The sequence below is a fragment of the Mesorhizobium hunchu genome, from assembly GCF_040081975.1.
Taxonomy (GTDB): Bacteria; Pseudomonadota; Alphaproteobacteria; order Rhizobiales; family Rhizobiaceae; genus Mesorhizobium; species Mesorhizobium hunchu.
On sequence record NZ_JBEBMG010000004.1, the window covers coordinates 171,486 to 195,465 of the forward strand.

General features: G+C 64.6%; 27 protein-coding genes. 8 read left to right on the forward strand and 19 right to left on the reverse strand.

Annotated features, from left to right (window positions below; genetic code table 11):
- Nucleotides 1-14: 14 nt before the first annotated feature.
- Nucleotides 15-608 (forward strand): DUF922 domain-containing protein, encoded by a 594-nt coding sequence (locus ABMA46_RS09310; RefSeq protein ID WP_348999061.1) that lies wholly within the window; start codon nt 15-17, stop codon nt 606-608.
- Between the two features lie 6 nt (nt 609-614).
- Here the strand turns inward: ABMA46_RS09310 and ABMA46_RS09315 are convergent, their stop codons facing one another.
- Nucleotides 615-1,655, reverse strand: a complete 1,041-nt coding sequence (locus ABMA46_RS09315) for an endonuclease/exonuclease/phosphatase family protein (protein WP_348999062.1) — start codon at nt 1,653-1,655, stop codon at nt 615-617.
- 182 nt (nt 1,656-1,837) lie between these two features.
- Here ABMA46_RS09315 and ABMA46_RS09320 point away from each other — a divergent pair, with 182 nt between their 5' ends.
- Nucleotides 1,838-2,341, forward strand: coding sequence for a DUF922 domain-containing Zn-dependent protease (locus ABMA46_RS09320; RefSeq protein ID WP_425475718.1), 504 nt, complete (start codon nt 1,838-1,840; stop codon nt 2,339-2,341).
- A 45-nt stretch (nt 2,342-2,386) separates the two neighbouring features.
- Here the strand turns inward: ABMA46_RS09320 and ABMA46_RS09325 are convergent, their stop codons facing one another.
- From ABMA46_RS09325 to ABMA46_RS09340, 4 genes are all read right to left on the reverse strand, one after another.
- Nucleotides 2,387-3,847 carry an AMP nucleosidase gene (locus ABMA46_RS09325; protein WP_484532547.1) on the reverse strand — a complete coding sequence of 487 codons (1,461 nt, stop codon included), beginning with the start codon at nt 3,845-3,847 and terminating at the stop codon, nt 2,387-2,389.
- A 110-nt stretch (nt 3,848-3,957) separates the two neighbouring features.
- A complete protein-coding gene (locus ABMA46_RS09330; RefSeq protein ID WP_348999064.1) occupies nt 3,958-4,152 on the reverse strand; it encodes a hypothetical protein in 195 nt (64 codons plus the stop codon).
- A gap of 22 nt (nt 4,153-4,174) precedes the next feature.
- The gene (locus tag ABMA46_RS09335; protein ID WP_348999065.1) at nt 4,175-4,327 is read right to left on the reverse strand and encodes a hypothetical protein; all 153 of its coding nucleotides are present in this window, start codon (nt 4,325-4,327) and stop codon (nt 4,175-4,177) included.
- A 207-nt stretch (nt 4,328-4,534) separates the two neighbouring features.
- Complete coding sequence (locus ABMA46_RS09340; RefSeq protein ID WP_348999066.1) at nt 4,535-4,876, reverse strand: DUF2147 domain-containing protein; 342 nt, start codon at nt 4,874-4,876, stop codon at nt 4,535-4,537.
- Between the two features lie 437 nt (nt 4,877-5,313).
- Between ABMA46_RS09340 and ABMA46_RS09345 the strand changes: the two genes are divergently transcribed.
- Together ABMA46_RS09345 and ABMA46_RS09350 are read left to right on the forward strand one after the other, a co-directional pair.
- Nucleotides 5,314-5,580 (forward strand): SEL1-like repeat protein, encoded by a 267-nt coding sequence (locus ABMA46_RS09345; protein WP_348999067.1) that lies wholly within the window; start codon nt 5,314-5,316, stop codon nt 5,578-5,580.
- A 439-nt stretch (nt 5,581-6,019) separates the two neighbouring features.
- Nucleotides 6,020-7,102, forward strand: coding sequence for a branched-chain amino acid ABC transporter substrate-binding protein (locus ABMA46_RS09350; protein WP_348999280.1), 1,083 nt, complete (start codon nt 6,020-6,022; stop codon nt 7,100-7,102).
- Between the two features lie 104 nt (nt 7,103-7,206).
- Here the strand turns inward: ABMA46_RS09350 and ABMA46_RS09355 are convergent, their stop codons facing one another.
- The 7 genes from ABMA46_RS09355 to ABMA46_RS09385 form a co-directional block, all read right to left on the reverse strand.
- Nucleotides 7,207-7,485 (reverse strand): helix-turn-helix domain-containing protein, encoded by a 279-nt coding sequence (locus tag ABMA46_RS09355; protein ID WP_348999068.1) that lies wholly within the window; start codon nt 7,483-7,485, stop codon nt 7,207-7,209.
- Nucleotides 7,454-7,726: a BrnT family toxin gene (locus ABMA46_RS09360; protein WP_348999069.1), complete on the reverse strand. Its 273-nt coding sequence runs from the start codon at nt 7,724-7,726 to the stop codon at nt 7,454-7,456. Before ABMA46_RS09360 ends, ABMA46_RS09355 begins: the two co-directional genes overlap by 32 nt.
- A gap of 94 nt (nt 7,727-7,820) precedes the next feature.
- Nucleotides 7,821-9,764, reverse strand: coding sequence for an acetyl/propionyl/methylcrotonyl-CoA carboxylase subunit alpha (locus tag ABMA46_RS09365; RefSeq protein ID WP_348999070.1), 1,944 nt, complete (start codon nt 9,762-9,764; stop codon nt 7,821-7,823).
- A gap of 39 nt (nt 9,765-9,803) precedes the next feature.
- A complete protein-coding gene (locus tag ABMA46_RS09370) occupies nt 9,804-10,709 on the reverse strand; it encodes a S1C family serine protease (RefSeq protein WP_348999071.1) in 906 nt (301 codons plus the stop codon).
- A 104-nt stretch (nt 10,710-10,813) separates the two neighbouring features.
- Nucleotides 10,814-11,140 (reverse strand): type II toxin-antitoxin system YafQ family toxin, encoded by a 327-nt coding sequence (locus ABMA46_RS09375; protein ID WP_348999072.1) that lies wholly within the window; start codon nt 11,138-11,140, stop codon nt 10,814-10,816.
- On the reverse strand, nt 11,118-11,399 hold the full coding sequence (locus ABMA46_RS09380; RefSeq protein WP_348999073.1) for a type II toxin-antitoxin system RelB/DinJ family antitoxin: 282 nt from the start codon (nt 11,397-11,399) through the stop codon (nt 11,118-11,120). The genes ABMA46_RS09375 and ABMA46_RS09380 overlap by 23 nt, the downstream gene beginning before the upstream one ends.
- A gap of 32 nt (nt 11,400-11,431) precedes the next feature.
- Nucleotides 11,432-12,352 carry a LysR family transcriptional regulator gene (locus ABMA46_RS09385; RefSeq protein WP_348999074.1) on the reverse strand — a complete coding sequence of 307 codons (921 nt, stop codon included), beginning with the start codon at nt 12,350-12,352 and terminating at the stop codon, nt 11,432-11,434.
- Nucleotides 12,353-12,446: 94 nt separating this feature from the next.
- On the opposite strand from ABMA46_RS09385, the gene ABMA46_RS09390 reads away from it, so the two are divergent.
- Nucleotides 12,447-13,322, forward strand: a complete 876-nt coding sequence (locus ABMA46_RS09390; RefSeq protein WP_348999075.1) for an aldo/keto reductase family oxidoreductase — start codon at nt 12,447-12,449, stop codon at nt 13,320-13,322.
- A 29-nt stretch (nt 13,323-13,351) separates the two neighbouring features.
- Here ABMA46_RS09390 and ABMA46_RS09395 read toward each other — a convergent pair whose 3' ends face one another.
- Entirely contained in the window at nt 13,352-14,620 is a 1,269-nt protein-coding gene (locus ABMA46_RS09395) for a low temperature requirement protein A (protein ID WP_348999076.1), read from the reverse strand.
- A gap of 211 nt (nt 14,621-14,831) precedes the next feature.
- Here ABMA46_RS09395 and ABMA46_RS09400 point away from each other — a divergent pair, with 211 nt between their 5' ends.
- The 3 genes from ABMA46_RS09400 to ABMA46_RS09410 are packed head-to-tail and all read left to right on the forward strand — an operon-like array spanning nt 14,832 to nt 18,593.
- Nucleotides 14,832-15,950 carry an ABC transporter ATP-binding protein gene (locus tag ABMA46_RS09400; RefSeq protein WP_348999077.1) on the forward strand — a complete coding sequence of 373 codons (1,119 nt, stop codon included), beginning with the start codon at nt 14,832-14,834 and terminating at the stop codon, nt 15,948-15,950.
- A 4-nt stretch (nt 15,951-15,954) separates the two neighbouring features.
- A complete protein-coding gene (locus ABMA46_RS09405; RefSeq protein WP_348999078.1) occupies nt 15,955-16,914 on the forward strand; it encodes an ABC transporter substrate-binding protein in 960 nt (319 codons plus the stop codon).
- A gap of 5 nt (nt 16,915-16,919) precedes the next feature.
- Complete coding sequence (locus ABMA46_RS09410) at nt 16,920-18,593, forward strand: ABC transporter permease (protein ID WP_348999079.1); 1,674 nt, start codon at nt 16,920-16,922, stop codon at nt 18,591-18,593.
- Nucleotides 18,594-18,618: 25 nt separating this feature from the next.
- On the opposite strand, the gene ABMA46_RS09415 is transcribed toward ABMA46_RS09410, so the two are convergent.
- The 6 genes from ABMA46_RS09415 to ABMA46_RS09440 are packed head-to-tail and all read right to left on the reverse strand — an operon-like array spanning nt 18,619 to nt 23,751.
- Nucleotides 18,619-19,515, reverse strand: a complete 897-nt coding sequence (locus ABMA46_RS09415) for an HNH endonuclease (protein ID WP_348999080.1) — start codon at nt 19,513-19,515, stop codon at nt 18,619-18,621.
- A gap of 10 nt (nt 19,516-19,525) precedes the next feature.
- Nucleotides 19,526-21,133: a carboxyl transferase domain-containing protein gene (locus ABMA46_RS09420; protein WP_348999081.1), complete on the reverse strand. Its 1,608-nt coding sequence runs from the start codon at nt 21,131-21,133 to the stop codon at nt 19,526-19,528.
- 13 nt (nt 21,134-21,146) lie between these two features.
- A complete protein-coding gene (locus ABMA46_RS09425; RefSeq protein ID WP_348999082.1) occupies nt 21,147-21,530 on the reverse strand; it encodes a type II toxin-antitoxin system VapC family toxin in 384 nt (127 codons plus the stop codon).
- Nucleotides 21,527-21,976 (reverse strand): AbrB/MazE/SpoVT family DNA-binding domain-containing protein, encoded by a 450-nt coding sequence (locus ABMA46_RS09430; protein WP_348999083.1) that lies wholly within the window; start codon nt 21,974-21,976, stop codon nt 21,527-21,529. The genes ABMA46_RS09425 and ABMA46_RS09430 overlap by 4 nt, the downstream gene beginning before the upstream one ends.
- A gap of 4 nt (nt 21,977-21,980) precedes the next feature.
- Entirely contained in the window at nt 21,981-23,141 is a 1,161-nt protein-coding gene (locus tag ABMA46_RS09435; protein ID WP_348999084.1) for an isovaleryl-CoA dehydrogenase, read from the reverse strand.
- On the reverse strand, nt 23,134-23,751 hold the full coding sequence (locus ABMA46_RS09440) for a TetR/AcrR family transcriptional regulator (protein WP_348999085.1): 618 nt from the start codon (nt 23,749-23,751) through the stop codon (nt 23,134-23,136). Before ABMA46_RS09440 ends, ABMA46_RS09435 begins: the two co-directional genes overlap by 8 nt.
- Nucleotides 23,752-23,980 lie beyond the last annotated feature (229 nt).

Genomic DNA, 23,980 nt, shown 5'->3' on the forward strand with positions numbered 1-23,980 from the left:
GCTCCGGAGTGACCATGCGGCTTTGGCTGTCGATCCTGCTTGCTGGCGCGGCCTGCGTTCTCACTTCGCCCGCCGATGCCGGCGTCACGGTGCTGCTCAAGACCAGAACCTATGCGGTCTCCGGGGAAACCGGCGCAGACCTGATCGGCGCGATGGGCCGCACCGGCCCGATGCAGGGTTTCATGACCCGCTCGGTCGCGCAGACGACTTATGCGGTGGATTGGAATCTCGTTACGCAAACGGCGGGCCGTGCCTGCCGCATCGTCCAGGCCGAGCCGACCTTGCGCCTTACCTATACTTATCCTGAGGCCGGCGACTTGACGCCGGCGCTGGCGAAGCGATGGAAGGTCTTCTTGGCGGGAACGCGCCGGCACGAACGCGGGCATGGCAGGATCGCCATCGATATGGTCGCCGATGCCGCCGGGAAGGTCGCAGGCATGAGCCTGTCCGACGATCCGTTCTGCCGCCGCCTGCGCGCCGCCGCGCATCGCCGCATCGACGCGATCAAGGCCGAATACGAGTTGAAACAGCAGGCTTACGACAGGAAGGAACACGGGCCTGGCGGCCACGTCGAAAAGCTGGTCGAAGCCCTGATCGCGGAGCCCTGAACTGCTTCAGCCGCCGAGGGCGGCCATCTCCGGATCGGCCGAGACGGTGGCGCTGCTGGCCTCGTTCTCCGGCTTGGGCGCTTGCGGTCGCAGCGAGAACTCCACCAGGATCGGCAGATGGTCGGAGCCGGCCGGCGCCATCTTGTGCGCCGAATGGATGACGACGTCGCCCTTCGAGAACACCTGGTCGATCGGCAGGCCGGCGAAACGCAGCGCGTCCGGCAGCCGCCGCCACATCCAGGTCGGCCCGACCGAAGGCATGATGGTCAGTCCGCCGTGCTCGGCGATGCGATGGACGGCGCCGCTCCACGGCGCGGCATTGCAGTCGCCGGCCATGATGGCGGTGGCGCCCAGCTTTCCCAGCGGCCCGGAGATCGACCTGATCTGCCACGTCTGCTGGCGCGGCCATGGCCAGCCCATATGGATCGCGGCGACGTCGATCGGGCGGCCGCCGAGATCGACCGTCGCCGTCGCCAGCGTCCCCGCCGTGTGGCAGGCCGCTTCGGTGCCTTCGGCGAGGGGTCGCCGCGACAGGATGGCCGAACCGAAGACGCTGCCGCAATAGATGCTGAAAGGATAGGCATGGGCAAGCGATTGCAGCTTGTCCTGCCACATGGGGGAGGCTTCCTCGAAGGTGATGATGTCGGGACGCGTGCTGCCGATCAGCGAAAGCACCTTTTCCGGCGTCGGATTGTTGAAGCGCAGGTTCATCTGCAGCAGCCGGTAGGTCGGCTGGTCGCCGCTGTGCGGCTGGAAAGCCGCCTGCACCGAACCAAGGCTCAGCCACGCCGACATGCCCGGCACTGTCCATAGGCAGGCGATGGCGAACAGGAGCGCGGAGGCGGCCAGCAGCCGATAACGCGTCGCCAGCAATACGATTGCCAGCAGAGCCGCGGCGAGGGCGAAATGGACCCGGAAGTGTGCGAAGGCGTCGAGCCAGGGCGACCATGCACCGGCAAGACCGAAGGCCAGCATCAGGGCGAGGCCCAGCATGGCGGCGCAGGCAAGCGAGACTGGCGATCGCAGGATTTGGAGGATCGGGTTCATGGCGTGTCGTTGTGCGGACAAATACGGCCCATTGATGGTAGGAGGGCTTTTACAACGGATAGAGGCAAAGGACCATCGCGGCGATGCGGAACGGACGTCAACTGCGCTTGATCGCGTCTCTCTCCTTTCTGCTCGGTGCCATGGCGGCAGCGCATGCAGGGGGAACGATCTCGGAGAAGATCGTGACCTATCCGATCAGCGGCAGCAGCGGCGTCGACCTCTATATGTCGATCGGCGAGCGCGGGCCGAAGGTCGGGCCGACGCGGGCGATTGCCCACACCACCTTCGATCTCAAATGGTCGCGCAAATACGAGCCGCGCGGCAATGCCTGCGTACTTGCCGCCGCCAGACCCTGGCTCACCATCACCTACACCGTGCCCAAGCCCTCCGGAAAACTGGCGCCGGCCGTCAAAGCCCGCTGGGACAGGTTCGCCGCCGGCGTTCTCGCGCATGAGAAGGTGCATGGTGAAAGCATCAGGGAGATGGTCAGGACCATCGAAGGCTTTTCGGTCGGCTTCACCGCGCAGAACGATCCGACCTGCAGGAAGATCAGGCAGGAACTAACCGCACGTCTGGCGGCGGCCTCCGCGATACAGCGCCAGCAGGGGCGCGACTTCGACCGGGAAGAGTTCCGGGAAGGTGGCAACATGCACCGCCTGATCCTCGGTCTGGTGAACGGGCAGTAGCGTGCCGTGCTAGCGGTCGATCGCCTTGCGCCCGACCGGACCTGCCTACTGGAAAGCCGTCTCCGAGAAACTGCGTAGCTTGCGCGAGTGCAGGTTCTCCATCGGCATCTCCGCCAGTTTCTCCATAGCCTTGATGCCGATGGTGAGGTGCTGCGCCACCTGCCGCTTGTAGAATTCGCTGGCCATGCCCGGCAGCTTCAACTCGCCATGCAGCGGCTTGTCGGAAACGCACAGCAGCGTGCCGTAGGGCACGCGGAAGCGGAAACCGTTGGCGGCGATGGTGGCCGATTCCATGTCGAGCGCGATGGCGCGCGATTGCGAAAGCCGCTGCACCGGGCCTCGCTGGTCGCGCAGTTCCCAGTTGCGGTTGTCGATGGTGGCGACCGTGCCGGTGCGCATGATGCGCTTGAGGTCGTAGCCCGAAAGCCCAGTCACTTCGGCAACCGCCTCCTGCAGCGCCACCTGGATCTCGGCCAGCGGCGGGATCGGCACCCACACCGGCAGGTCGTCGTCCAGCACGTGGTCCTCGCGCACATAGGCATGGGCCAGCACGTAGTCGCCCAGCGCCTGCGTGTTGCGCAGCCCGGCGCAGTGGCCGAGCATCACCCAGGCATGCGGTCTCAGCACCGCGACATGGTCGGTGATCGTCTTGGCGTTGGACGGTCCGACACCGATATTGACCATGGTGATGCCGCCGTGGTTCGGCTTCTTGAGGTGATACGCCGGCATCTGCGGCAGGCGCGGCGGCGCGGCGCCCGCCGAGGGGTCGCTGTCGCCGGCCAGAGTGACGAGGTTGCCCGGTTCGACGAACGCGGCGTAGCCGCCGCCTCCGTCCGCCATCAGGGCGCGGGCGCGGGCGCAGAACTCGTCGATGTAGAACTGGTAGTTGGTGAACAGCACGAAATTCTGGAAATGCTGCGGGCTGGTCGCCGTGTAATGCGCCATCCTATGCAGCGAATAGTCGATGCGCTGCGCGGTGAACGGCGCCAGCGGCCGCGCTTCGCCCAGAGCCACTTCGAACGTGCCGTTGGCGATCTGGTCGTCCGTGCCATCGAGATCCGGCACGTCGAACAGGTCGCGGATCGGCCGCTTGATGCGCTCGGCCGCGGCGGCGTCGACATAGGTGCCTTCGAGAAAGGCGAAGTGGAGCGGGATCGGGGTTTCCGATTCCGACACCGTCACCATAACGCCGTGATTGCGCATGATGAGCCGCAACTGTTCCGTCAGATAGGCTTCGAACAGGTCGGGGCGCGTGATCGTGGTGGAGAAGTGGCCAGGGGTCGGCATATGGCCGTAGGCCTGCCGTGAATCGACCTGGGTGAACGAGGTCGTGGTGACGCCGACTTCGGGATAGAAGGCGCGGTAGCGCCTGTTGAGGTCGCCGCCAGCCGCAAGCGCCGCGAACGAGTCGCGCAGGAAGCGCGTGTTGCGGTCATAGAGGAACTGAAGCGCCTTGACCGCTTCATGGGCGTCGTCGAAGCTTTGCCGGTGATACGGCTCCGGCATGACGACGGATTCGATGGCCTGGGGATAGATTCGCTTTTCCATGACCCATTATAAGGGCGGATTGCGACACTTGGGAGGGGGCGTCAGCCGCTGGCGCCATCCATTTGTCGTCAGCCGCGCCGCAGGCTCATCAGAAGCACGAAGCCCGCGCCCGTCTTCTGCAGGGCGGGTGCCTCGATGGTGGCGCCGCCGCCGGAATTGATGCTGGGAACCGCAAGCACGGGAGCGGCCAGCAGCAAAAGCATGACGGCGGTACGCGGGAGCAGGCGCAGGATCGTTCTCAGATCGGCGTGGATGCGGGTCATCGTCGTCGCTTCTTTCCGGCGCTCAATTGCGCCCGAGGGCGGAGCAAAAGACGCCGCAGCCGCGGCCGTCGTCCCAGCGGTGGGAAGCGTGGCTGGTCTCCGCCACCAGGATGGCGAAGGTCATGCCGAACAGCATCATCAGCAGGCATACGATGGTGAAACGGCGGGCGAGCATTTCGGCGTCTCCATGTTCATGACGCCAAAATGCCGGAATTCGCCTGAACTGCCCCTGAGGCCGCCGTTCATGCAGGGTTCAAAATGATTGACGGCAGTTTAATCGAATGCCGTGCGTCGTCCGCGAAGGCTCCGCAATTGGGGCGCATCAGGCAGGCGACCGGCGTACACTTCTACTGCCGCGCCGGCCGGGGACGGGGATTGTCTCTCAGAGTTTCGTCCAGGTCTGGCTCTTGCAGAACAGGCCGCCCAGCACGCAACCGCTCATCTTCAGGGAAGTGCCTGAAAGCGTGGCTTTCCCGGAATAGGTCTTGTCCGTCTCGGGATCGGTGATCGAGCCTGCATATTTGTTGCTGCCGGACGGCTTGAGCGAGCCGATCGTCTTTCCGGCGAACTTCCCGGACTTCAGTGTGATCGTGAAACTTCCGCCGCCGGAAATTGCCGCCGTCGAGCCTGACGCGGTCTTCCAGTTGCCCTCGATCGGATCGGCCAACGCGGGGCCGGCCATGAATGCGATGGCCGCGAGGGCCAGGCCTGTCGTGCGAAGCATGTCGTGTCCTCCCTTGGCGGCGTCGCGGCAGGTGCGACGTTTACGCAAACGTAAGCTAGCGCACAGTCGACCGATGGGAAAGCCGGTGCCGCAGAAGAAATCGCGTTGGTCCCTGCGGACCTTGGAGCGGTTCTGGAAGGGCACAAGACCGCAAGCGGTGAAGGGGCCGCCTGTTTCCTTGGTTACCGGATCGTTGAGCTTCGACACCGGCATTTTCTTCGAATTTTAGGCGAAACGCTGCAATCGCGGGATTTCTATCCTTAACGCTTGGTGCCGTTTACCTCCTGTTTCAGCTTTGTTTTCTCCAAATTAAGCAAGCCATTTAACGCGCAATTCAAGCGTCGCCGGCATTCTCGAAAGCATCGCAAGAGCAGCCCGCCAGGGGACAATGACGGGGCTCTCGGGAGACAACAGGGACCTGAACAGGGGATTGCAAAATGGCACGTTTCGAGATGCTTGAAGCTGGTGTCGGCGCCATGGGCGCCACCGCGCAGGCCGACATTCTCTTCGAACTGGGCATGATGTACGCGACCGGTCGCGACTGCGAGATCGATGTCATCGCCGCCCACAAATGGTTCAACATCGCCGCGATCAAAGGCTCGCTGCGGGCGGCAGAACTTCGCTCGGAACTTTCGGTGACGATGTCGAAGGTCGAGATCGCCAAGGCGCTGCGCGAAGCACGCGAGTGGATGACGGTTCATTAAAGAGCGCGTGCCGCAGGGCGAAGGCGCTTTCCGGATACTCCCGGAGGGGGAAAAGGGCTGGAATCAACCGGCCGGGGTTGCGCGTCTCAGGCGCAATCAGGGCAGACAAGGCTCTGCCCAAAGACCAGACGCGGCAGCCGTGCAACGGCCAGCCGCGCGGCGACAGGGAAGGCGGGAACCTGCTTGAAGCCGGGGGGCATCGGGCAGGTTCCTCCGCGAAAGCCGCGACCGGCCGAAATGAGCCGGCGCGGCTTTCGTCTTTCTGCCGGTTGCTGTAGCTTGCAGGACCAATGGCGTGCTATCGATGCGCCAAGACAATGCGGCAAGGCGATGGAATCTTGCCGCGTGGGTGGAACAGCGCCGCAGACGGCGGCGCAAGCATTGGGGAGGCTTGTTCATGAAAATTGCGAAATACCTGGCGGGTGCCGCGCTTCTCGGCATGATGGCCTGGGGCCAGGCGGCTCGGGCCGACGACATCACGTTCGCCGTCGCGGGGCCGATGACGGGCCAGCTCGCGACCATCGGCGACCAGTTCAAGCAAGGCGCGCAGGCCGCCGCGGACGCCATCAACGCCAAGGGCGGCGTCATGGGCAAGCAGGTCAAGCTCGACATCGAGGACGATCAGTGCGATCCGAAGCAGGCCGTGTCGATCGCCAACCGCATCCTCGGTAACGGCGTCATGTTCATCGACGGCCACGCCTGTTCCGGTTCGAGCATTCCGGCCTCCGCCGTCTATGCCGAAGGCGGCGCGCTGATGATGAGCCCGGCCTCGTCCAACCCCGTCATGACCGACGACGCCGCGGCCAAGGGCTGGACCACGATCATGCGTCTTTACACGCGCGACGATCAGCAGGGCGCCTTCATCGGCCCGTGGATTGCCAAGAAATATGCCGGCAAGAACGTCGTCATTCTCGATGACAAGAGCGCCTACGGCCAGGGCGTCGCCGACGCCGTCCGCAAGACGATGAACGAGAACGGCCTCAAGGAAGTCCTCAACGAAAGCATCAATGCAGGCGAAAAGGACTATTCGGCGCTTGTCACCAAGCTGAAGGAAATGAAGGCCGACGTGGTCTATTTCGGCGGCTACCACCCCGAGGCCGGCCTGATCCTGCGCCAGGCCGCCGAGCAGGGCTTCAAGTTCCAGCTCATCATGCCCGACTCCATCGCCTCGCCGGAATTCTGGCAGGTCGCCGGGCCGGCGGGCGAGGGGACGATGTTCGTGTTCCCGTCCGACCCGCAGGCCAAGCCGGAGGCCAAGGAGGCGGTGGAGAAGATCAAGGCCGGCGGATTCCAGCCGGAAGGCTTCACGCTGTTCTCCTATGCGGTGATCCAGGCCTTCGCGCAGGGCATCGAGCGCGCGAATAGCGAAGACCCGGCAAAGGTGGCCGAGGCGCTGAAGAACGGCGAGCCGATCCACACGGTGGTTGGCGACGTCGTCTTCGACGAGAAGGGCGATATGAAGAACGCCAGCTACGACATCAACCAGTGGCACGACGGCAAATACGCACCGATCCAGCCCTGATCGTTATGCGATAGATCGGGAAATGAAACAGGCCGGGGTGAACCCGGCCTTTTTAATCGTAGCAACCCGGTTTGTCGGTTTGGCTTGTCTCGTCAGCGGTGGGACTACGCCACCGACTTGGCGACCATGTCCGGATGACGGCCGATGACGCGAACGTAAGCGACGGCAAAATCCGGCGCGGTGGCGCGCGCCTGTTCCCAGTCCCGCAACGTGCCGACCGGAACCCGGAAGCGACGGGCGAATTCGGACTGGGACAAACCGAGGCCGGTTCGCGTCTTGCGGATCAGGCGAGCGCGCTGGGCCCGGTCAAGGGCCTCAATCGTTACATCGAAATCTTCAACGTCGGTCGGGTCAGACGTCAGCGCGATATGTTCGTTCTTCACCTTTATTGCTCCTTCTGACCGAGATGAAGCGAGGCAATTGACCTCGCCAGACGAAAACGCCGGTGAACAGCTTTTCTTCTACGATCCCGACCACCTTGAACCGCTCTTCGCCATCGATTTCGCGGATCGACGGGATAACGAGATGGTTGCCGTCTTCGAAAATCCGATCACCGAAGGCCAGCGGCACTTTATGCTTGCGAAGGTTGGCCGCGTCCTTGGCAGGATCGAACCTGTCTTTCATCAGGCGGTGATATACGGGATTTCCGTACAATTCGCAAGATCATGCCGCGTTTGCGGCCTCGCGCCCATCGTGCTGAAAGCTCTGATTCCCGTCCTCAGGCCTGTTCGGAAAACCGCACCAGCACCGCGCCATCGGTGACCTGGGCGCCTTCGTCTGCGATGTCGGCGATCAGGCCGTCATGCGGTGCCGCGATGACGTGCTCCATCTTCATGGCTTCCAGAACGAGAAGTGGCTGGCCTTTCGTTACGGCCTCGCCCTTGGCGGCCCTCACCAGCTTGACCAGGCCCGGCATCGGCGCCCGCAGCGAACCCGTGCCGGTGCTGGCGTCTTCGGCCTGCGCAAGCGGGTCGGGCACAGCGAAGGTGTGGCTCACGGCTCCGCTGAAGACGGTGACATGGCCCGGCCAACGCGCGAGCCGGGGATGATCTGGCGGGGAGACCGTCTCGCCTCCGGGCAGCGTGACCACGGCATGGCCATCTTTGAAGCCGATGCTTGCCGTGGTCTCCTGGTCGCCTGAGCGAAGCGATATCCGCTTTTGCGCGGCGTGGAAATGCGCATATCCCGCGAGCGCTGACCACGGATCGTCCGCCGACGGCCTGTCGTCGACACCAGCCGCGGACAGCACCGCCGTCGCGACAATTCCTGCATCCGGCGCCAGCGCATCGGTCAGGCTTTCCTGCTTTCTTCCGATCAGGTCGGTATCGACATCGCCGGCGGCGAATTCGGGATCGGCTGCAAGCGCATCGAGGAAGGCGGTGTTGACCGTCGAGCCAGCGACCTCGGTCCCGGCCAGCAGCGCGCGCAGCCCCGCCAGCGCCGACGCCCGGTCGTGCCCATGTACCACCAGCTTGGCGATCATCGGATCGTACCAGGGCGAAATCGCGTCGCCCTGGCGCACGCCAGTCTCGATACGCATGTCCGTTTCCGGCGGCGCGGTCTCGGGAAAGCGCACGTGATGGAGCGTGCCGATCGCCGGCAGGAAGCCTTTTGCCGGATCTTCGGCGTAAAGGCGGGCCTCGAAGGCATGGCCGTCTAGCTTGATGTCGTCCTGTATAGCCGGCAATTTCTCGCCGGCCGCAACCCGCAACTGCCATTCCACGAGATCGACACCGGTGATCATCTCCGTCACCGGATGCTCGACCTGCAGTCGCGTGTTCATTTCCATGAACCAGAAGCGGTCAGGGCGCAGCCCCGCCGAGGCGTCGACGATGAACTCGATCGTGCCGGCGCCGGAATAGGCGATGGTCTGCGCAGCGGTCACGGCCGCGTCGGTCATGGCTTGGCGCATCTCGGTCGTCATGCCGGGAGCGGGCGCTTCCTCGATCACCTTCTGATGGCGGCGCTGCGCCGAGCAGTCCCGCTCGAACAGGTGCACGGCGTTGCCGAAATTGTCGCCGAACACCTGGACCTCGATGTGGCGGGGCTTCTCGACATATTTCTCCACCAGCACGCGATCGTCGCCGAAGGCGGCCTTGGCTTCGCGCCGCGCGGCCGACAGCGCTTCGGCGAAATCGTCGGGATGATCGACGCGGCGCATGCCCTTGCCGCCGCCGCCGGCGCGCGCCTTGATAAGCACCGGATAGCCGATCTCGCGCGCCTTGGAGGCGAGCACGACGATCTCTTGGGCCTCGCCGTGGTATCCCGGCACGACCGGTACACCGGCTTTTTCCATGAGGCGCTTAGCTGCGTCCTTCAGGCCCATGGCGCGAATGGAGGCGGCGGACGGGCCGATGAAGGTCAGCCCGGCGGCTACGACCCGGTCGACGAAATCCGGATTTTCCGACAGGAAGCCATAACCAGGGTGGATGGCCTCGGCACCGCGCATCCGCGCGGCCTCGATGATGTTCTCCGCAACCAGATAGCTCTCGCCCACTGGCGACGGACCGATGCGCACCGCCTCGTCCGCCATCTCGACATGCAGGGCACGCGCGTCGGCGTCGGAATAGACCGCCACCGTGCGCACGCCCATCCTTCGCGCGGTACGGATGATACGACAGGCGATCTCGCCGCGATTGGCGATGAGGATTTTCGAGAACATGGAAGCCTTTTATCTCCCCTCGGTCGGGGGAGAAAGGCCTCACTGCATCTGCGGTTTCTTCAACAGGGCGTCGCGGTCGGCGGATTTCACCCGCAGCCATGCCTCGCGGCCGTCGCGCACCACGCGCAGCGGCAGTTCGACGCCGGCCGGCCCGCTCGACCACAATGTGCGGTAGAAATCAGCAAGCCCGCGCACTTCCTGGTCGCGAATGTCGGAGATCACGTCACCCGGTTGCAGGCCCGCTTTTTCGGCCGGGCCGTTGTCGGCGACGCTCATGACGACCACCTTGCCGTTGTGTTCGGCCGAGAACGCACCGAGCCAGGGGCGCGGCTGCTTTTTCACCGCGCCGCGCTTGATCAGGTCGTCGAAGATCGGTTCGATGAGGTCGATCGGCACCACCATGTTGATATCGGCGACGTCGCCGCCGCTCGCCATCTGGAGCCTGAGCGACCCGATGCCGAGCAGTGTGCCCTGCGCGTCGACCAGTGCGGCACCGCCCCAGGACGGATGCGCCGGACTGGTAAAAATGGCATCGTCCAGCAGGTACTCCCAGTAGCCGGCGAATTCCTGCCGCGCGGCGATCTTGCCCTCGACCGCGTGACCGCCGCCGTCGATCAGCATGATCGGATCGCCGACCCGCGCCGCTTGGGAATCGCCGAAGGGCAGGGCCGGCAGCCCCAGGTCGCCCAGTGCTTGAACGAGGCCGAAGCCCGTCTCCTGGTCGTAGGCCAGCGGATGCGCGGCGACCACACGCCCGTCGTGCCGGGTCAGCCAGACTTCCTCGGCTTCGGTGATGAGATAGCCGATGGTCAGTACCAGCCCGCTCTCACGGATGACGACGCCGGATCCTTCCCGCTCCGTTCCCAGAGCGGAGGCGGTGAAGGCGTCGTCCGGCACGATGGCCCGCAGCGAAACGAGTGAATGACGGATGGGGGCGATGGGCATTCTGTCGTGCTCCCGATGACAGATCCGGCGGGAGGCGCCGGAAAAATGGATTCGCTTCTATAGGTATGCCGGATGGGACAGGGTGCAAGGTTTGGGGAAACCGGTCATTCCGCGAACAGTTCCGCATGCGTGCCGGCACGAACGAAAATGACCTGTCCCGACCTGCCTTCGTCGTCGATCTTGTAGGCGAGAAGAAAGTCGCCCCCGACATGGCACTCGCGATGGCCGGCCCAGTCGCCTTTCAGCGGGTGATCGCTCCATTCCGGTCCAAGCGGCCCGTCATTGGCGATCAACAGCAGCATGACCTGCTTCAAACGGTTCATGTCGTGCCGTCCGGCGCGCGAAAGCCGCTCCCAATCCTTGAGAAATTGCCTGGTGTAGTCCGAGCGGCGCGGTTGCGCCGCGCGCTTACTTTCCCGCGGCCTTTTCAAGGTCGGCCATCACATTGTCGGCGGACCCAAATCGCGCCTTGCCTTTTGCTGCAATCTCGTCCGCTTCCGCCATTGCCGTCCGGGTGGCCGCGTTCGGCACCTTGAGTTCCAGCGGAAAAGCCTGGTCGGCGACGACGCGCTTGAGAAAGAGCCGGACGGCGTCGGACATGGACAGCCCCATCGCTTCAAGCGCGATGGCAGCCTGTTCCTTGGTGTCCTCGTCGACACGGACATGGAGCATGGAGGTACGTGCGTTCATGACGCATGATATGTATCGCAAACGAGAGACAGTCAAGAAAGGTCTCCTGGATATCGGTTGTTCTCTTTCACGAAATCAACGAAGGCCCTGAGCGGTGCGGGGACCAGCCGGCGGCCGGGATAGTAGAGGAACGGACCGGAGAAGCGCGGCCACCAGTCTTCCAGCACCGGCTCCAGGTCGCCGCGCTCGAAAAAGGGGAGCAGCCAGTCCTCGAACAGTGTCACGATACCGATCCCGCCCACGGCGGCGTCCACGGAAAGCTCGGCCGCGCCGCCCAGTCCCACGATCAGCGGGCCGGTCGGATCGACCGTCACCGTCTCGCCGTCGCGCTCGAACTCCCATGTCGCCAGCGCCCCGGAAGGAAAGCGGCCGCGCAGGCAGGCGTGCGAGAGCAGGTCGCGCGGGTGCAGCGGGCGGCCGTGGCGGTCGAGATAGGCTGGCGCGGCAGCGACCGCGAAGCGTTGCGTGCGCGGGCCGATCGGCACGGCGATCATGTCCTGCTCCAGCCGTTCGTCGTAGCGGATACCGGCGTCGCAGCCGGCGGCGAGAAGATCGACGAAGCTTTCCTCCGCCACCACCTCCAGCCGGATGTCGGGATAGGCTTCGAGAAAGGGCGGCACGATCGAGGGCAGCACCAGCCGGGCGACGCTGATCGGCACGTTGAGCTTCAGCGTGCCCGCAGGCCGGTCACGGAAGGTGTTGACGACGTCGAGCGCGGATTCGACCTCGGACAGCGCCGGCGTCAGCCTTTCCAGCAGGCGCCGGCCGGCCTCGGTCGGCATGACGGAGCGGGTCGTGCGGTTGAGCAGCCGCACTCCGAGCTGCGATTCCAGCCGGCGTACCGCATCGCTCAGCGCCGACGCGCTGCGGCCGCTCCGGCGTGCGGCGTCGCGAAAGCCGCCGGCTCGCGCCACCGCGACGAAAGCATTCAGGTCGGCAAGATCCGCATTCATTGTCCTGATTTCCGCACAACCTGTTCAGATTGTGCATTCTTATCGAACGCCAGCGCAAGCGCTATTTGTCGGCCATCCGCTGAAGGAGGCATTCATGACCAACATTGAAAAGTCCGGCACCTACAGACTTGGCGATCGAACCGTGAGGAGGCTCGGCTACGGCGCCATGCAGCTTGCGGGACCGGGCGTGTTCGGCCCGCCGAAGAACCACGACGAGGCGCTCGCCGTCTTGCGCGAGGCGGTGGAAAGCGGCGTCGATCATATCGACACCAGCGATTTCTACGGCCCGCACGTCACCAACCGGATCATCCGCGAAGCGCTGCATCCCTATCCCGGCAATCTCGCCATCGTCACCAAGATCGGCGCCCGCCGCAACGATCAGGCGGAATGGCTGCCCGCCTATGCGCCGGCGGAACTGCGCAGCGCGGTCGAAGACAACCTTCGCAATCTCGGCCTCGACGCGATGGAGGTCGTCAACCTGCGCATCATGTTCGACACGCATGGTCCCGCTGAAGGCTCGATCGAAGAGCCGCTTTCCGTGGTTGCCGACCTGCAGCGGGAAGGTCTCGTGCGCCATATCGGCTTGAGCAACGTCACGCCGGCGCAGATCGCCGAGGCGCGGGCGATGGTCGACATCGTCTGCGTCCAGAACCAGTACAATATCGCTCATCGCAACGACGACGCCCTGATCGATGAACTCGCCCGCGACGGCATCGCCTACGTGCCGTTCTTCCCGCTCGGCGGCTTCAGCCCGTTGCAATCGGAGACGCTGAACGGCGTCGCGGCGAGGCTCGGCGCGACGCCCATGCAGGTTGCGCTCGCGTGGCTGCTGCGGCGCTCGCCCAATATCCTGCTCATTCCCGGAACGTCGTCGCGCGCGCATCTGCGCGAGAATCTCGCCGCGGCGGAACTGGAATTGCCGGCGGATGCCGTCGCCGAGCTCGACGCGATTGGCACCAAAGGCGGTTGACCGGATCGATGGGGTGCTCGGCCCGGCGCTCAGTGCAGCGTCGGGCCTTGGTCCGACGAAAGCGCCTGTGCCTGATGCCGGTGACCCCATATCTCGTAGCCGACGACCGTGACCATCGGGGCGAGCATGAGGACGACGAGGCATATCGCCATGTCCACCTCCGCCATTGCCGCGGCGACGGCTGTCAGCACCACCGCCAGCGTTCCCATGAGCAGCCATTTGTGAAGCGGGTCGAAACCGCGCACCAGATAGGCGTAGAGCGCGTAGATCGCGAGGAGGAAAACTCCGACGGGAACGGCGACGGCAAGCACCGCCGCCAATTCGCCGATATGCGCTTTGTGCTCGATGAAATAGGCCGCGACGTGCAGTCCGGCGCCGATGGCGACGATGGCGGCCACAACCACCATCTGGCCGTAACCCCACACGAAGCACCGTTCGCGATGGGCGTGCAGCACCTGCGCCGAGGGCAGCATGTAATAGACCCACCAGATGCCGAAGGTGAGGCCCATGCCGGCGACGCCCACAAGGCCGGCGTCCACCGTCCAGCCCTGTTCGTCGACGACTGCGGACAGCGACGCCACCGTGCCGACGACGCCTTCGCCGAGCGCGATGATGGCGAACAGGCTGTTGCGCTCCACGATGTGGTGCGCATGCCAGGGGGTGCCGCCGTCCTTGTTTTCAGCAAGCACCGGCCCGGCCAGCTCGATCAGGCCCAGGACGACGACCAGCACGATGGTGGTTCCCAGCGGCCAGTCGAACAGGATCTGCATGATCCAGCCGACCTGCGCGATCGAGATGGCGATGGCATAGGTCAGGCAGGCGCGCCGGCGCTGCTTGTCCTGCCTTGCCGCGCGCAGCCATTGGAACACCATGGCCACGCGCATGACCACATATCCCAGCACCATGATCGAATTATCGACATGCCCGCCATGGTCGAGCGAGGCGAACATGCGCGGCAGCCCGATCGCCAGCACCAGCACGCCGATCATCTGCATCATGGTCGCGAGGCGGAAGACCCAGTCGTCGGTGTCGTAGGCCGATGCGAACCATGAGAAGTTGATCCACGCCCAGCAGATCGCGAAGCTGGCGAAGGCGAAGCCGATCAGCGCGGCGCCGACATGGCCTTCCGCCAGAAGGTGCGCGAACTGCGAGGCCGCCACCCCGAAGGCGGTGACGAAGGTGAGGTCGAACAGAAGCTCCAGCGGCGTCGCCGTGCGATGCGCCTCATGCGGATCGCGCCCGCGCATCGGCCTGATGTGATGGTGGAGCGGCTCGGCGCCGGGCGGTGTCTCGTTCATTGCGTCCTCCGTCGATCAACCGCAGATAGCATCAACCGTCGATTCGCGTCGATAGGGCGTCGGCGGGCCGCGCCCGACGATCCGTAGCCGTCTCATCGAATTGTAATATTCCTGTCATCTGCGGTCTCTACTGCCGTGCAAGCGGGTCGGCGAGGGGCGCCGGCCTTTCTTTCAATGCCGGATCGGCCGGCCACCAGCAGAAATCCGTTCGATGCTTTCTCCAGACAAGCCGTTGCAGGCCAGCGCCATCGCCGTTGAGGCGCTGGAGCAGCGCTACGGCGAAACGCCGGTGCTGCGAGGCATAGACCTGTCGCTGGAGCGCGGCAGGACGCTGGCGCTGCTCGGACCGTCCGGCTGCGGCAAGACCACGCTGCTGCGGCTGTTGGCGGGCTTGCTGGCGCCCACCTGTGGCGCCGTCAGCATCGACGGCCGCAAAGTGGCGGATGCCGCGACCGGCGCGTTCGTTCCGCCGGAACGGCGGGCGCTTGGCATGGTCTTCCAGGATTACGCGCTCTGGCCGCACATGAGCGTGGCGGCCAATGTCGGCTTTCCGCTCGAGATGCGCCGGGTCTCGAAGCCGGAGCGAAACCGCATGGTCATGGAGGCACTGGCCCGGGTGGGATTGGACGGCATGGCCGAGCGCAGGCCGGCTGACCTTTCAGGCGGGCAACAGCAGCGCGTCGCCATCGCCCGCGCCATCGTCGCCGCGCCCCGCATCGTCCTGTTCGACGAGCCGCTGTCCAATCTCGACCGCGAGTTGCGCGAGCTGTTGGTCGGCGAGATCGCGCAACTCGTCTCCGGTCTCGGCCTGACGGCGATCTACGTCACGCATGACCACGGCGAGGCCTTCACCCTCGCCGACGAGGTGGCGGTGATGCGCAAGGGCGAAATCGCGCAGCTCGCATCGCCGGAGACGCTTGTGGATAGGCCCGCTTCCTCGGAAGTGGCGGAATTCCTCAAGCTCGGTGCGGTTGCCGACGCGGTGTTCGCGGATGGCGCATGGCGGCTGGAGAAGACCGGCATTTCGATACCGGCACCGCCCGATGCGCCTTGTCCTGCCGGGAAAGCGAAAATCCTGCTTTCCCGCAAGGCCCTGCGGCCGTCCGGCGACAGCGAGGCGGTGATGGAAGGCGTCATCGTGCAATCGCTGTTCCGCGGCGAGGGCTATGCGCTGACCGTAGCGCTGGGGCAGCCGGGAGATGGCATCACCGTCCAGGTTGCAAGCGATACGCGCGCCCATGCGGGCGAACGAATTGGGCTCGCCCTGGAGCCCAGCCATCTCCGCTGGTTTCCGGCGGAGCCGATCAATCACGTCCAATCAGAGGGATAGGGATATGTCCATTGCCTTGAAATCGGTCCTCGCCGCGACGCTGCTCGCAGCGGGAAGTCTTTTCGCCTCCTCGGCGCTCGCCGACGTCACCGTCTACACCGCCGGGCCACAGAAACTCATCGACAAACTGTCGGCCGGCTTCACCGAAAAGACCGGTGTCAAGGTCAACGTGTTTCAGGCCACCACCGGCAAGGTCATGGCCCGCATCGAGGCCGAGGCGTCCAACCCGGTCGTCGACGTCGTCATTTCGGCTTCGTGGGACACGGCCAGCGATTTCGCCAAGCGCGGCTGGCTGGTTCCCTATACCAGCCCAAACGCCGCCAAGGTGCCGGATTTCCTCAAGACCGATACGGCCGTCGCACAGGGCGTTTCCGGCCTCGGCATCGTCTGGAACACCAAAAGCGGCACGCCGAAGCCGGCCGATTGGGCTGATCTGGCCAAGCCCGAATTCAAGGACCTTGTCAACATCCCCGATCCCGCGAAGTCCGGCTCGTCCTTCGAACTGACGGCGGCGCTAGCCGCGCAGGACGACTGGAAGCTGTTCAAGGAACTGAAGGCCAACGGCGCGGTCATCGCCGGCGCCAACGCCGACGCGCTGAACCCGGTGCTTCAGGGCGCCAAGGCCGCCGTGTTCGGCGCGGTCGACTACATTGCGCTGAACGCGAAGAAAAAGGGCGAGACGATCGACGTGATTTTCCCCGAGTCCGGCACGGTCGTCGCGCCGCGTCCGATCATGATCATGAAATGGTCGAAGAACCAGGACGACGCCAAAAAATTCGTGGACTACATGCTGTCCGATGAAGGGCAGAAGATGGTGGCCGACCAGATGCTGATGCCGGCCCGCACCGACGTTCCCGCCAACCGCCCGCTGATCGGCGATCTCAAGCTGCTGAAATACGACACCGCAGAAGTGTACGGCAAGCGCAAGGAGATCCTCGGCCAGATGGCCGATATCTTCAAGTAAGCGAAATGACGGCGTCCGGCTTGGGCGGCGCGCGGCCGGCGGTGTGGACCGCCGGCGCCGGGCTCGTGCTGCTCGTCGCCGTTCCCTTTCTCTTCATCGTCCTGCAAGCGCTCTTTCCGGGGCTCGGTTCGGGTTCGTTCGCAACACCCTTCGCGCCATTGGTCGAGACGCTGGCCAGCCGCGATCTCGTCGGCATGACCGTCAACACCGTGCTGCTCGGTCTGGCGGTCGTCGCGCTCGCGGCGGTTCTTGCCGTTCCCCTCGGTGTCGCACGGGCGCTGTTCCGCATTCCCTTCGCGCCTGTCTGGGACGTGCTCTTCCTCGTCCCCTTCATGATCCCGCCCTATATCGCGACGCTGGGCTGGATCATGACGCTGCAGCCGAACGGCTATCTCCAGCAGCTTGCCGGTTTCAACCTGTCGTCCTTCCTGTTTTCGCTCGGCGGCATGACGCTGGTGATGGCGCTCAATACTTTCCCGGTGGTCTATTTCTCCGTCTCGCGCACCGTCGAGGCGGTGGGCGCGCGCTATTCCGACGTGGCGCGGGTGTTCGGCGCCTCGCCAGTGCGTGCTTTCTGGCGCGTCACCCTGCCGCTGGCGACGCCCGGCTTGGCGGCGAGCCTGCTGCTCGTCTTCGCGATGGCGATCGAGGAATACGGCACGCCTGCCGCGCTCGGACGGCGTGCCGGCTTCGAGGTGCTGGTGAGCGGCATCGACCTCAGGATTTCCGACTGGCCGATCGACCTGCCGGGCGCGGCCGTCATCTCGCTCCTGCTCGTGCTTCTGTCCTTCCTCGCCTTCCTCGTGCAGCGGCGGGTGCTGGCCGGGCGTTCCTTCGAGACCACCGGCGGCCGCCCGTCAGCCAGGGACAAGCGCCCGCTCGGCCGCCTTACCGTGCCGGTGCTGGCGCTGTTCGCGGCAGTCGCGAGTCTGGCCACCGGCGTTCCCTTGTTCGCCGTGCTGGCAACGGCGATGCAGAAGACCATTTCGGGCGGCCTGGTTGCCGGCAATCTCGGCTTGCAGAATTTCGCCGCGATCCTCAATGATTCCGCCGGCGGCCTCAGGGCGCTCGGCACCAGCCTGTCGCTCGGAGTGGCGACCGCGCTGATCGCGGGCCTGCTCGGCGCGCTGGTTTCCTATGTCGTCGTCAAGACCGGAACGCGCGGCCGGCGCACCATCGACGTGCTCGCCATGCTGCCGAACGCACTGCCGGGCATCGTCGTGGCGGTGGGGCTGATCCTGGCCTGGAACCAGCCTTTCCTGCCGGTGACGCCCTACAACACCACGCTCATCCTGCTGCTCGCCTATTGCTGCATCCTGCTGCCGCATCCGGTGCGCTACACCAACGCAGCGCTTCTCCAGATCGGCGACAGCCTGGAAGCCGCTGCGCGGGTCTGCGGCGCGTCCGGCATCACGGCGTTGCGCCGCATCCTCCTGCCGCTGATCGCGCCGAGCGTGATCTCCTCCATGCTGCTTGTATTTGCCGTTGCCTCGCGCGAGCTGGTCGCCTCCATCCTCGTCGCGCCGGTCGGCGTGCAGACGGTGGCGACCTTCATCTGGCGGCAGTTCGACCAGGGCTCGATCGGCCTCGGCATGGCGATGGCCTTCATCGCCATCGTACTGACCACGCTCCTGCCGCTACTGGTGCTGGGCGCGATGCGGCGCAGTCCGATGGGGTAGGGGTGGATAGCGCTGTTGGCCCTTGCTACTGCTTGAAGCAGTTGTCGCGGTGCCATTTTAGGAACTGGGGGTGAGGGCGCTGCGCTGCGCGTTCAGGCACGATCGCGAGCCCGCTGCGATTGACCATCGCCCGCACTCCTTCCTGGTCGTTGACCTGCCGCGACACCAGTATGGTCAGATCATCGGCAAGGCTGATCATGCCTCGGTCGAACATCCAGTGCGCAGTGCCAGACAGTGCGATCCCGTTACGCAAGCTGTCTGGTCCGTTGGCCTCGACTGGACGAATATGGGCGGCTTCAACTTCGGCGCGTCCACCGCCATTGATCAGCTTGAGTCCGGTGATCGCGCAGCGCTGGTCGTAGGCATTGAGCACGAGGCTTCGGAACACGCGGTCGCGCATGACGCGCGAGACGAGGCGCTCGACCCGGACACGTTCCTGCTCATAGACGAAAGGCGCCTGCTCGTCCTCAAATCCGTTGGAAGCGGCATCGCCGATGCGCGGGAGCAAGGCTTCGTGCTCGTCCAATCCGGCTTCGACAATCCGGCGGAAGTCGGCTGGCGAAAGCGGCCGAACCGCTGATTGCGCGCGCCCTGAAATTCGACCTTCGTCGTTCAAAAGGCCGCTTTCGATAGGGCCAGCAAGGCCCGTAAACGGAACGGGATCAGCAAATTCGAGATAAGTTCCGGCCTCGACGATAGCCCGATACATGCCAGCCGTGCCCGGATCTGGAATGACTTGCTGGATTTTTGCCACCGCAAAGTAGCCGCGTGTTTGCGGCACCTTGCTTGGTTCGAGATAGACGATCCAGTCTCCAATGCAGGCCTGAACCCGCCCGAGATATTGCGGCGGAAATTGATAGCTTTCAGCCGGAATGTCGCTGTAGATCGAATCTGAGCGATGGATGAAAACCCCGAAAGTCATTCGACTTCCCTCACATCCGGAACACCCCGAACCTTGTCTCCGCTATCCCCGCATTCAGCGCCGCGCTCAGCGACAGCGCCAGCACCTCGCGGCTTTTGGCTGGATCGATGATGCCGTCGTCCCACAGCCGCGCCGAGGAATAGAGCGGATGGCCCTCGTGTTCGTATTTCTCCAGCGTCGGGCGTTTGAATTCGGCCTCTTCCTCCGCGCTCCAGCGGCCGCCCTTGCGCTCGATGCCGTCGCGCTTGACCAGCGCCAGAACCATCGCCGCCTGCTCGCCGCCCATCACCGAGATACGTGCGTTCGGCCACATCCACAGGAAGCGGGGCGAATAGGCGCGGCCGCACATGCCGTAATTGCCGGCGCCGAACGAGCCGCCGATGATCATCGTCACCTTCGGCACCTGCGCGGTCGCCACCGCCGTCACCAGCTTGGCGCCGTCCTTGGCGATGCCGCCCGCCTCGTATTTCCTGCCGACCATGAAGCCGGTGATGTTCTGCAGGAAGACCAGCGGGATTTTGCGCTGGCAGCACAGTTCGATGAAGTGCGCGCCCTTCAACGCCGACTCTGAAAACAGCACGCCGTTGTTGGCGATGATGCCGACCGGCATGCCGTAGAGATGGGCGAAGCCGGTGACCAGCGTGGTGCCGTAATTAGCCTTGAATTCGTCCAGTTCCGAACCGTCGACGATGCGGGCGATCACCTCGCGCACGTCGTAGGGCTGGCGCAGGTCCGTCGGTACGATGCCGTAGATCTCGTCCGCCGCGTAAAGCGGTTGACTCGGTTTCTGCAGGGCAGGGCTTACCGCCTTGTTCCGATTCAGGTTCTTGACGATGCGCCGAACGATCGCCAATGCGTGCGCATCGTCCACCGCCAGATGGTCCGCCACGCCGCTTTCGCGGGTGTGGAGGTCGGCGCCACCCAGTTCCTCCGCCGTCACGACCTCACCGGTCGCCGCCTTCACCAGCGGCGGACCGCCGAGGAAGATGGTGGCCTGCTTCCTCACCATGATGGATTCGTCGGCCATCGCCGGCACATAGGCGCCGCCAGCCGTGCAGGAGCCCATCACGCAGGCGATCTGCGGAATGCCCGCCGCGCTCATGTTCGCCTGGTTGTAGAAGATGCGCCCGAAATGCTCGCGGTCCGGGAACACTTCGTCCTGGTTCGGCAAATTGGCGCCGCCTGAATCGACCAGGTAGATGCAGGGCAGGTTGTTCTGGGCCGCGATTTCCTGCGCGCGCAGATGCTTCTTCACGGTCAGCGGATAATAGGTGCCGCCCTTCACCGTGGCGTCGTTGACGACGACCATCACCTCCTGGCCCTCGATCCGACCGATCCCGGCGATCATGCCTGCCGAGGCGATGTCGCCGCCATACATGTCCCAGGCCGCGAACTGGCCGATCTCCAGGAAGGGCGAGCCGGTGTCGAGCAGTTGCGCCAGCCGCTCGCGGGGAAGCAGCTTGCCGCGCGAGACATGCCGCTGGCGCGCTTCCTCCGAACCGCCCCGCTGGATGGTCTCGGCCTTCTCGGAAATGTCGGCGACGAGATCGCGCATCCTTTGCGCATTGGCGCGGAAGGTTTCGGAGGCGGCGGAGACGGAGGAGGCGAGGGCGGGCATGAAATCTCCGAAATCAGCGGATCAGTTCGACCTTACAGGGCAGGTCGAGTTCGGCCCAGATGCGGTCTGCGGTGACGGCGGTACCCTTCAATCTGATGGCCGTGGCGAGACAGGCACGGTCGCCCAGCGAAAGGACGCCTTTCTTCGCCTGCTTGAACAGATTGCCTGACAGAATTGCCAGATCGGCATCGAAATCGACGATTTCGATATGGCCCTGTCGAATATAGGTTGTCGCAATTTCAGGTGGCACGGCCTTTTCAATGCACTTCGTTATGATCTCGGCGAGATTGACGCTGCTCAGCCTAGCGCCCGGAGCCAGTCCGGCCGCGACATCGCTCCCGCGCTCGTCAAGCACGATCGCCATGATCGCGGATGAATCGAGAATGAGAGGTGTCATTCGAGTGGCGGCAGACCGTGCGCTTTGCGCCAGGTGTTTGCTTCTTCAAGTTCACGCCGTGCTTCTTCTCGCCGGTCGGCGATCAATTCGTCCACGACGCTTTCGTCGGGGTGCTCCGCCTTCCACTTGCGCGCGAAAGCCCGCACCTGCTTCAGCGCCACCTCGGGCGAGACGAGGTGAAACTCGCCGTCCACGACCTCGGCCGTCACCATATCTCCCGGCCTGACCATCATCGCTGCGCGCATTTCGGCGGGGATGACGATACGTCCAGCGGAGTCGATCTTCAGCCGCATGTGGCCGACCGAAGAAAGTTCGCTGGTGTCGTCGTCGAAGGATTGAGGCTCTTCTGCGAGGCCTTTCCTGGAGGGCATGGGACCATCTTCTGTCACAATCTCCACAATATGGCATGTCTGGTTAAAAATGGCAAAATTTTCACAACCTGCCAAATTGTCACCCCTCCGCCATCATCTCCCGTCCGATCAGCCAGCGCCGTATCTCGCTCGTGCCCGCGCCGATCTCGTAGAGCTTGGCGTCGCGCAACAGGCGGCCCGTGGGATAGTCGTTGATGTAGCCGTTGCCGCCGAGCAGCTGGATGGCATCCAGCGCCATCTGCGTCGCCTTCTCGGCGGCGAACAGGATGCAGCCGGCCGCGTCCTTGCGGGTGGTCTCGCCGCGGTCGCAGGCGGCGGCGACGGCATAGACGTAGGCGCGCGCGGCATTCGCGGTCACGTACATGTCGGCGAGCTTGCCCTGCACCAGTTGGAAATCGCCGATCGCCTGACCGAACTGGCGACGTTGCTGCACATAGGGGACGGCGACGTCGAGGCAGGCGGCCATGATGCCGAGCGGCCCGCCGGCCAGCACCGTGCGCTCGTAGTCGAGGCCCGACATCAGCACCTCGACGCCCTTGTTCTCCTCGCCGAGCACGTTCTCGAACGGCACCTCGACGTTCTCGAAGACGAGTTCGCCGGTGTTGGAGCCGCGCATGCCGAGCTTGTCGAGCTTCTGCGCGACGGAAAAGCCTTTCATCTCCCGCTCGATGAGAAAGGCGGAGATACCGCGCGAGCCCATGGTCGGCTCGGTCTTGGCATAGACCACCAGCGTGCCGGCATCCGGCCCGTTGGTGATCCACATCTTGGTGCCGTTGATCACGTAGCGGTCGTTGCGCTTTTCGGCGCGCAACTTCATCGACACCACGTCCGAACCGGAACCGCTTTCCGACATGGCGAGCGAGCCGACCGTCTCGCCCGAGCACAGCGTCGGCAGGTATTTCTGCTTCTGAACGGCGGTGCCCCAGCGGTTGATCTGGTTGACGCAGAGGTTGGAATGCGCGCCGTAGGAGAGCCCGACCGAGGCGGAGGCCCGCGAGATTTCCTCCATGGCGATCACATGCGCCAGATAGCTCATGCCCGAGCCGCCACAGTCCGGATCGGCGGTGATGCCGAGCAGACCGAGAGCCCCCATCTCCTGCCAAAGCGGCATGGGGAAGTCGTTGTCGCGGTCGATCGCGGCCGCCAGCGGCGCTATCCTGTCCTGCGCGAAGCGCCGCACGGTCTCGCGCAACGCCTCGATCTCCTCGTCATGCCCGAACTTCATCGTACGGTCATACATGGCCGTTCTCCCGGACTGTGCCTGCGCCGACAAGGCGCATGGTCATTGTAAGGTATTTGGCGGTCACGTCGGTAACGGACAGGCGCTCGTCCGGCCGGAACCAGACGATGACACCGGTGACCATCTGGATGATCGCCATGGCCGTCAGGCCCACGTCGTCCACGGCGAAGGCGCCGCTCTCGGCACCGTCGCGCAGGATGGCGCGCAACTCCTTCTCGTAGGTGGCCCGCAGCCTGAGGACCTGTGTCAGCTTTTCGGGCGAGAGGCTGCGCAGTTCCATGTTGGAGACGTGGGTCGAATGCCGCCGCGCGATGTGGAAGCCGATATGGTTCTCGACGAAGGCGGCGAGCCGCAGGGCAGGATCGCCTTCCGGTGGCCGCGCCTCGGCCCACGCCTGAAGCAGGCCCTCCATATGGCGCAGCATTAAAGAATGGAGAAGGTCTTCCTTGGTCGGGAAGTAGCGGTAGAGCGCCGCCGCCTGGACCCCGACCGCACCGGCGAGCCGGCGCATCGAGACGGCCTCGTAGCCGTGATGCGCGATGAGCCGGGCGCCGGCCTCGCGGATCGCCGCCTCGGTCTTCTCCCCATCGGACCCGGCCTTGCGCGCCATTTCTCCTCCGTAATGGGGCAATAATAAAACGGACGTTCAATTAATTCAAATGAAGAATGCTGTGGCGGTCGTTTCCGGCGGTTCTAGGGCGGTGCGGCAGACACTTCGATTTCATCGGGGACAACCGCTGGCACAAAATTTGACCGTGTGGACAAACATCGGGCGCCGTTTCATAGTCTGGCGTTCCAAAGAATGATCGCCGGTCGCAACCGGCGCCAGCAGAGGGGTC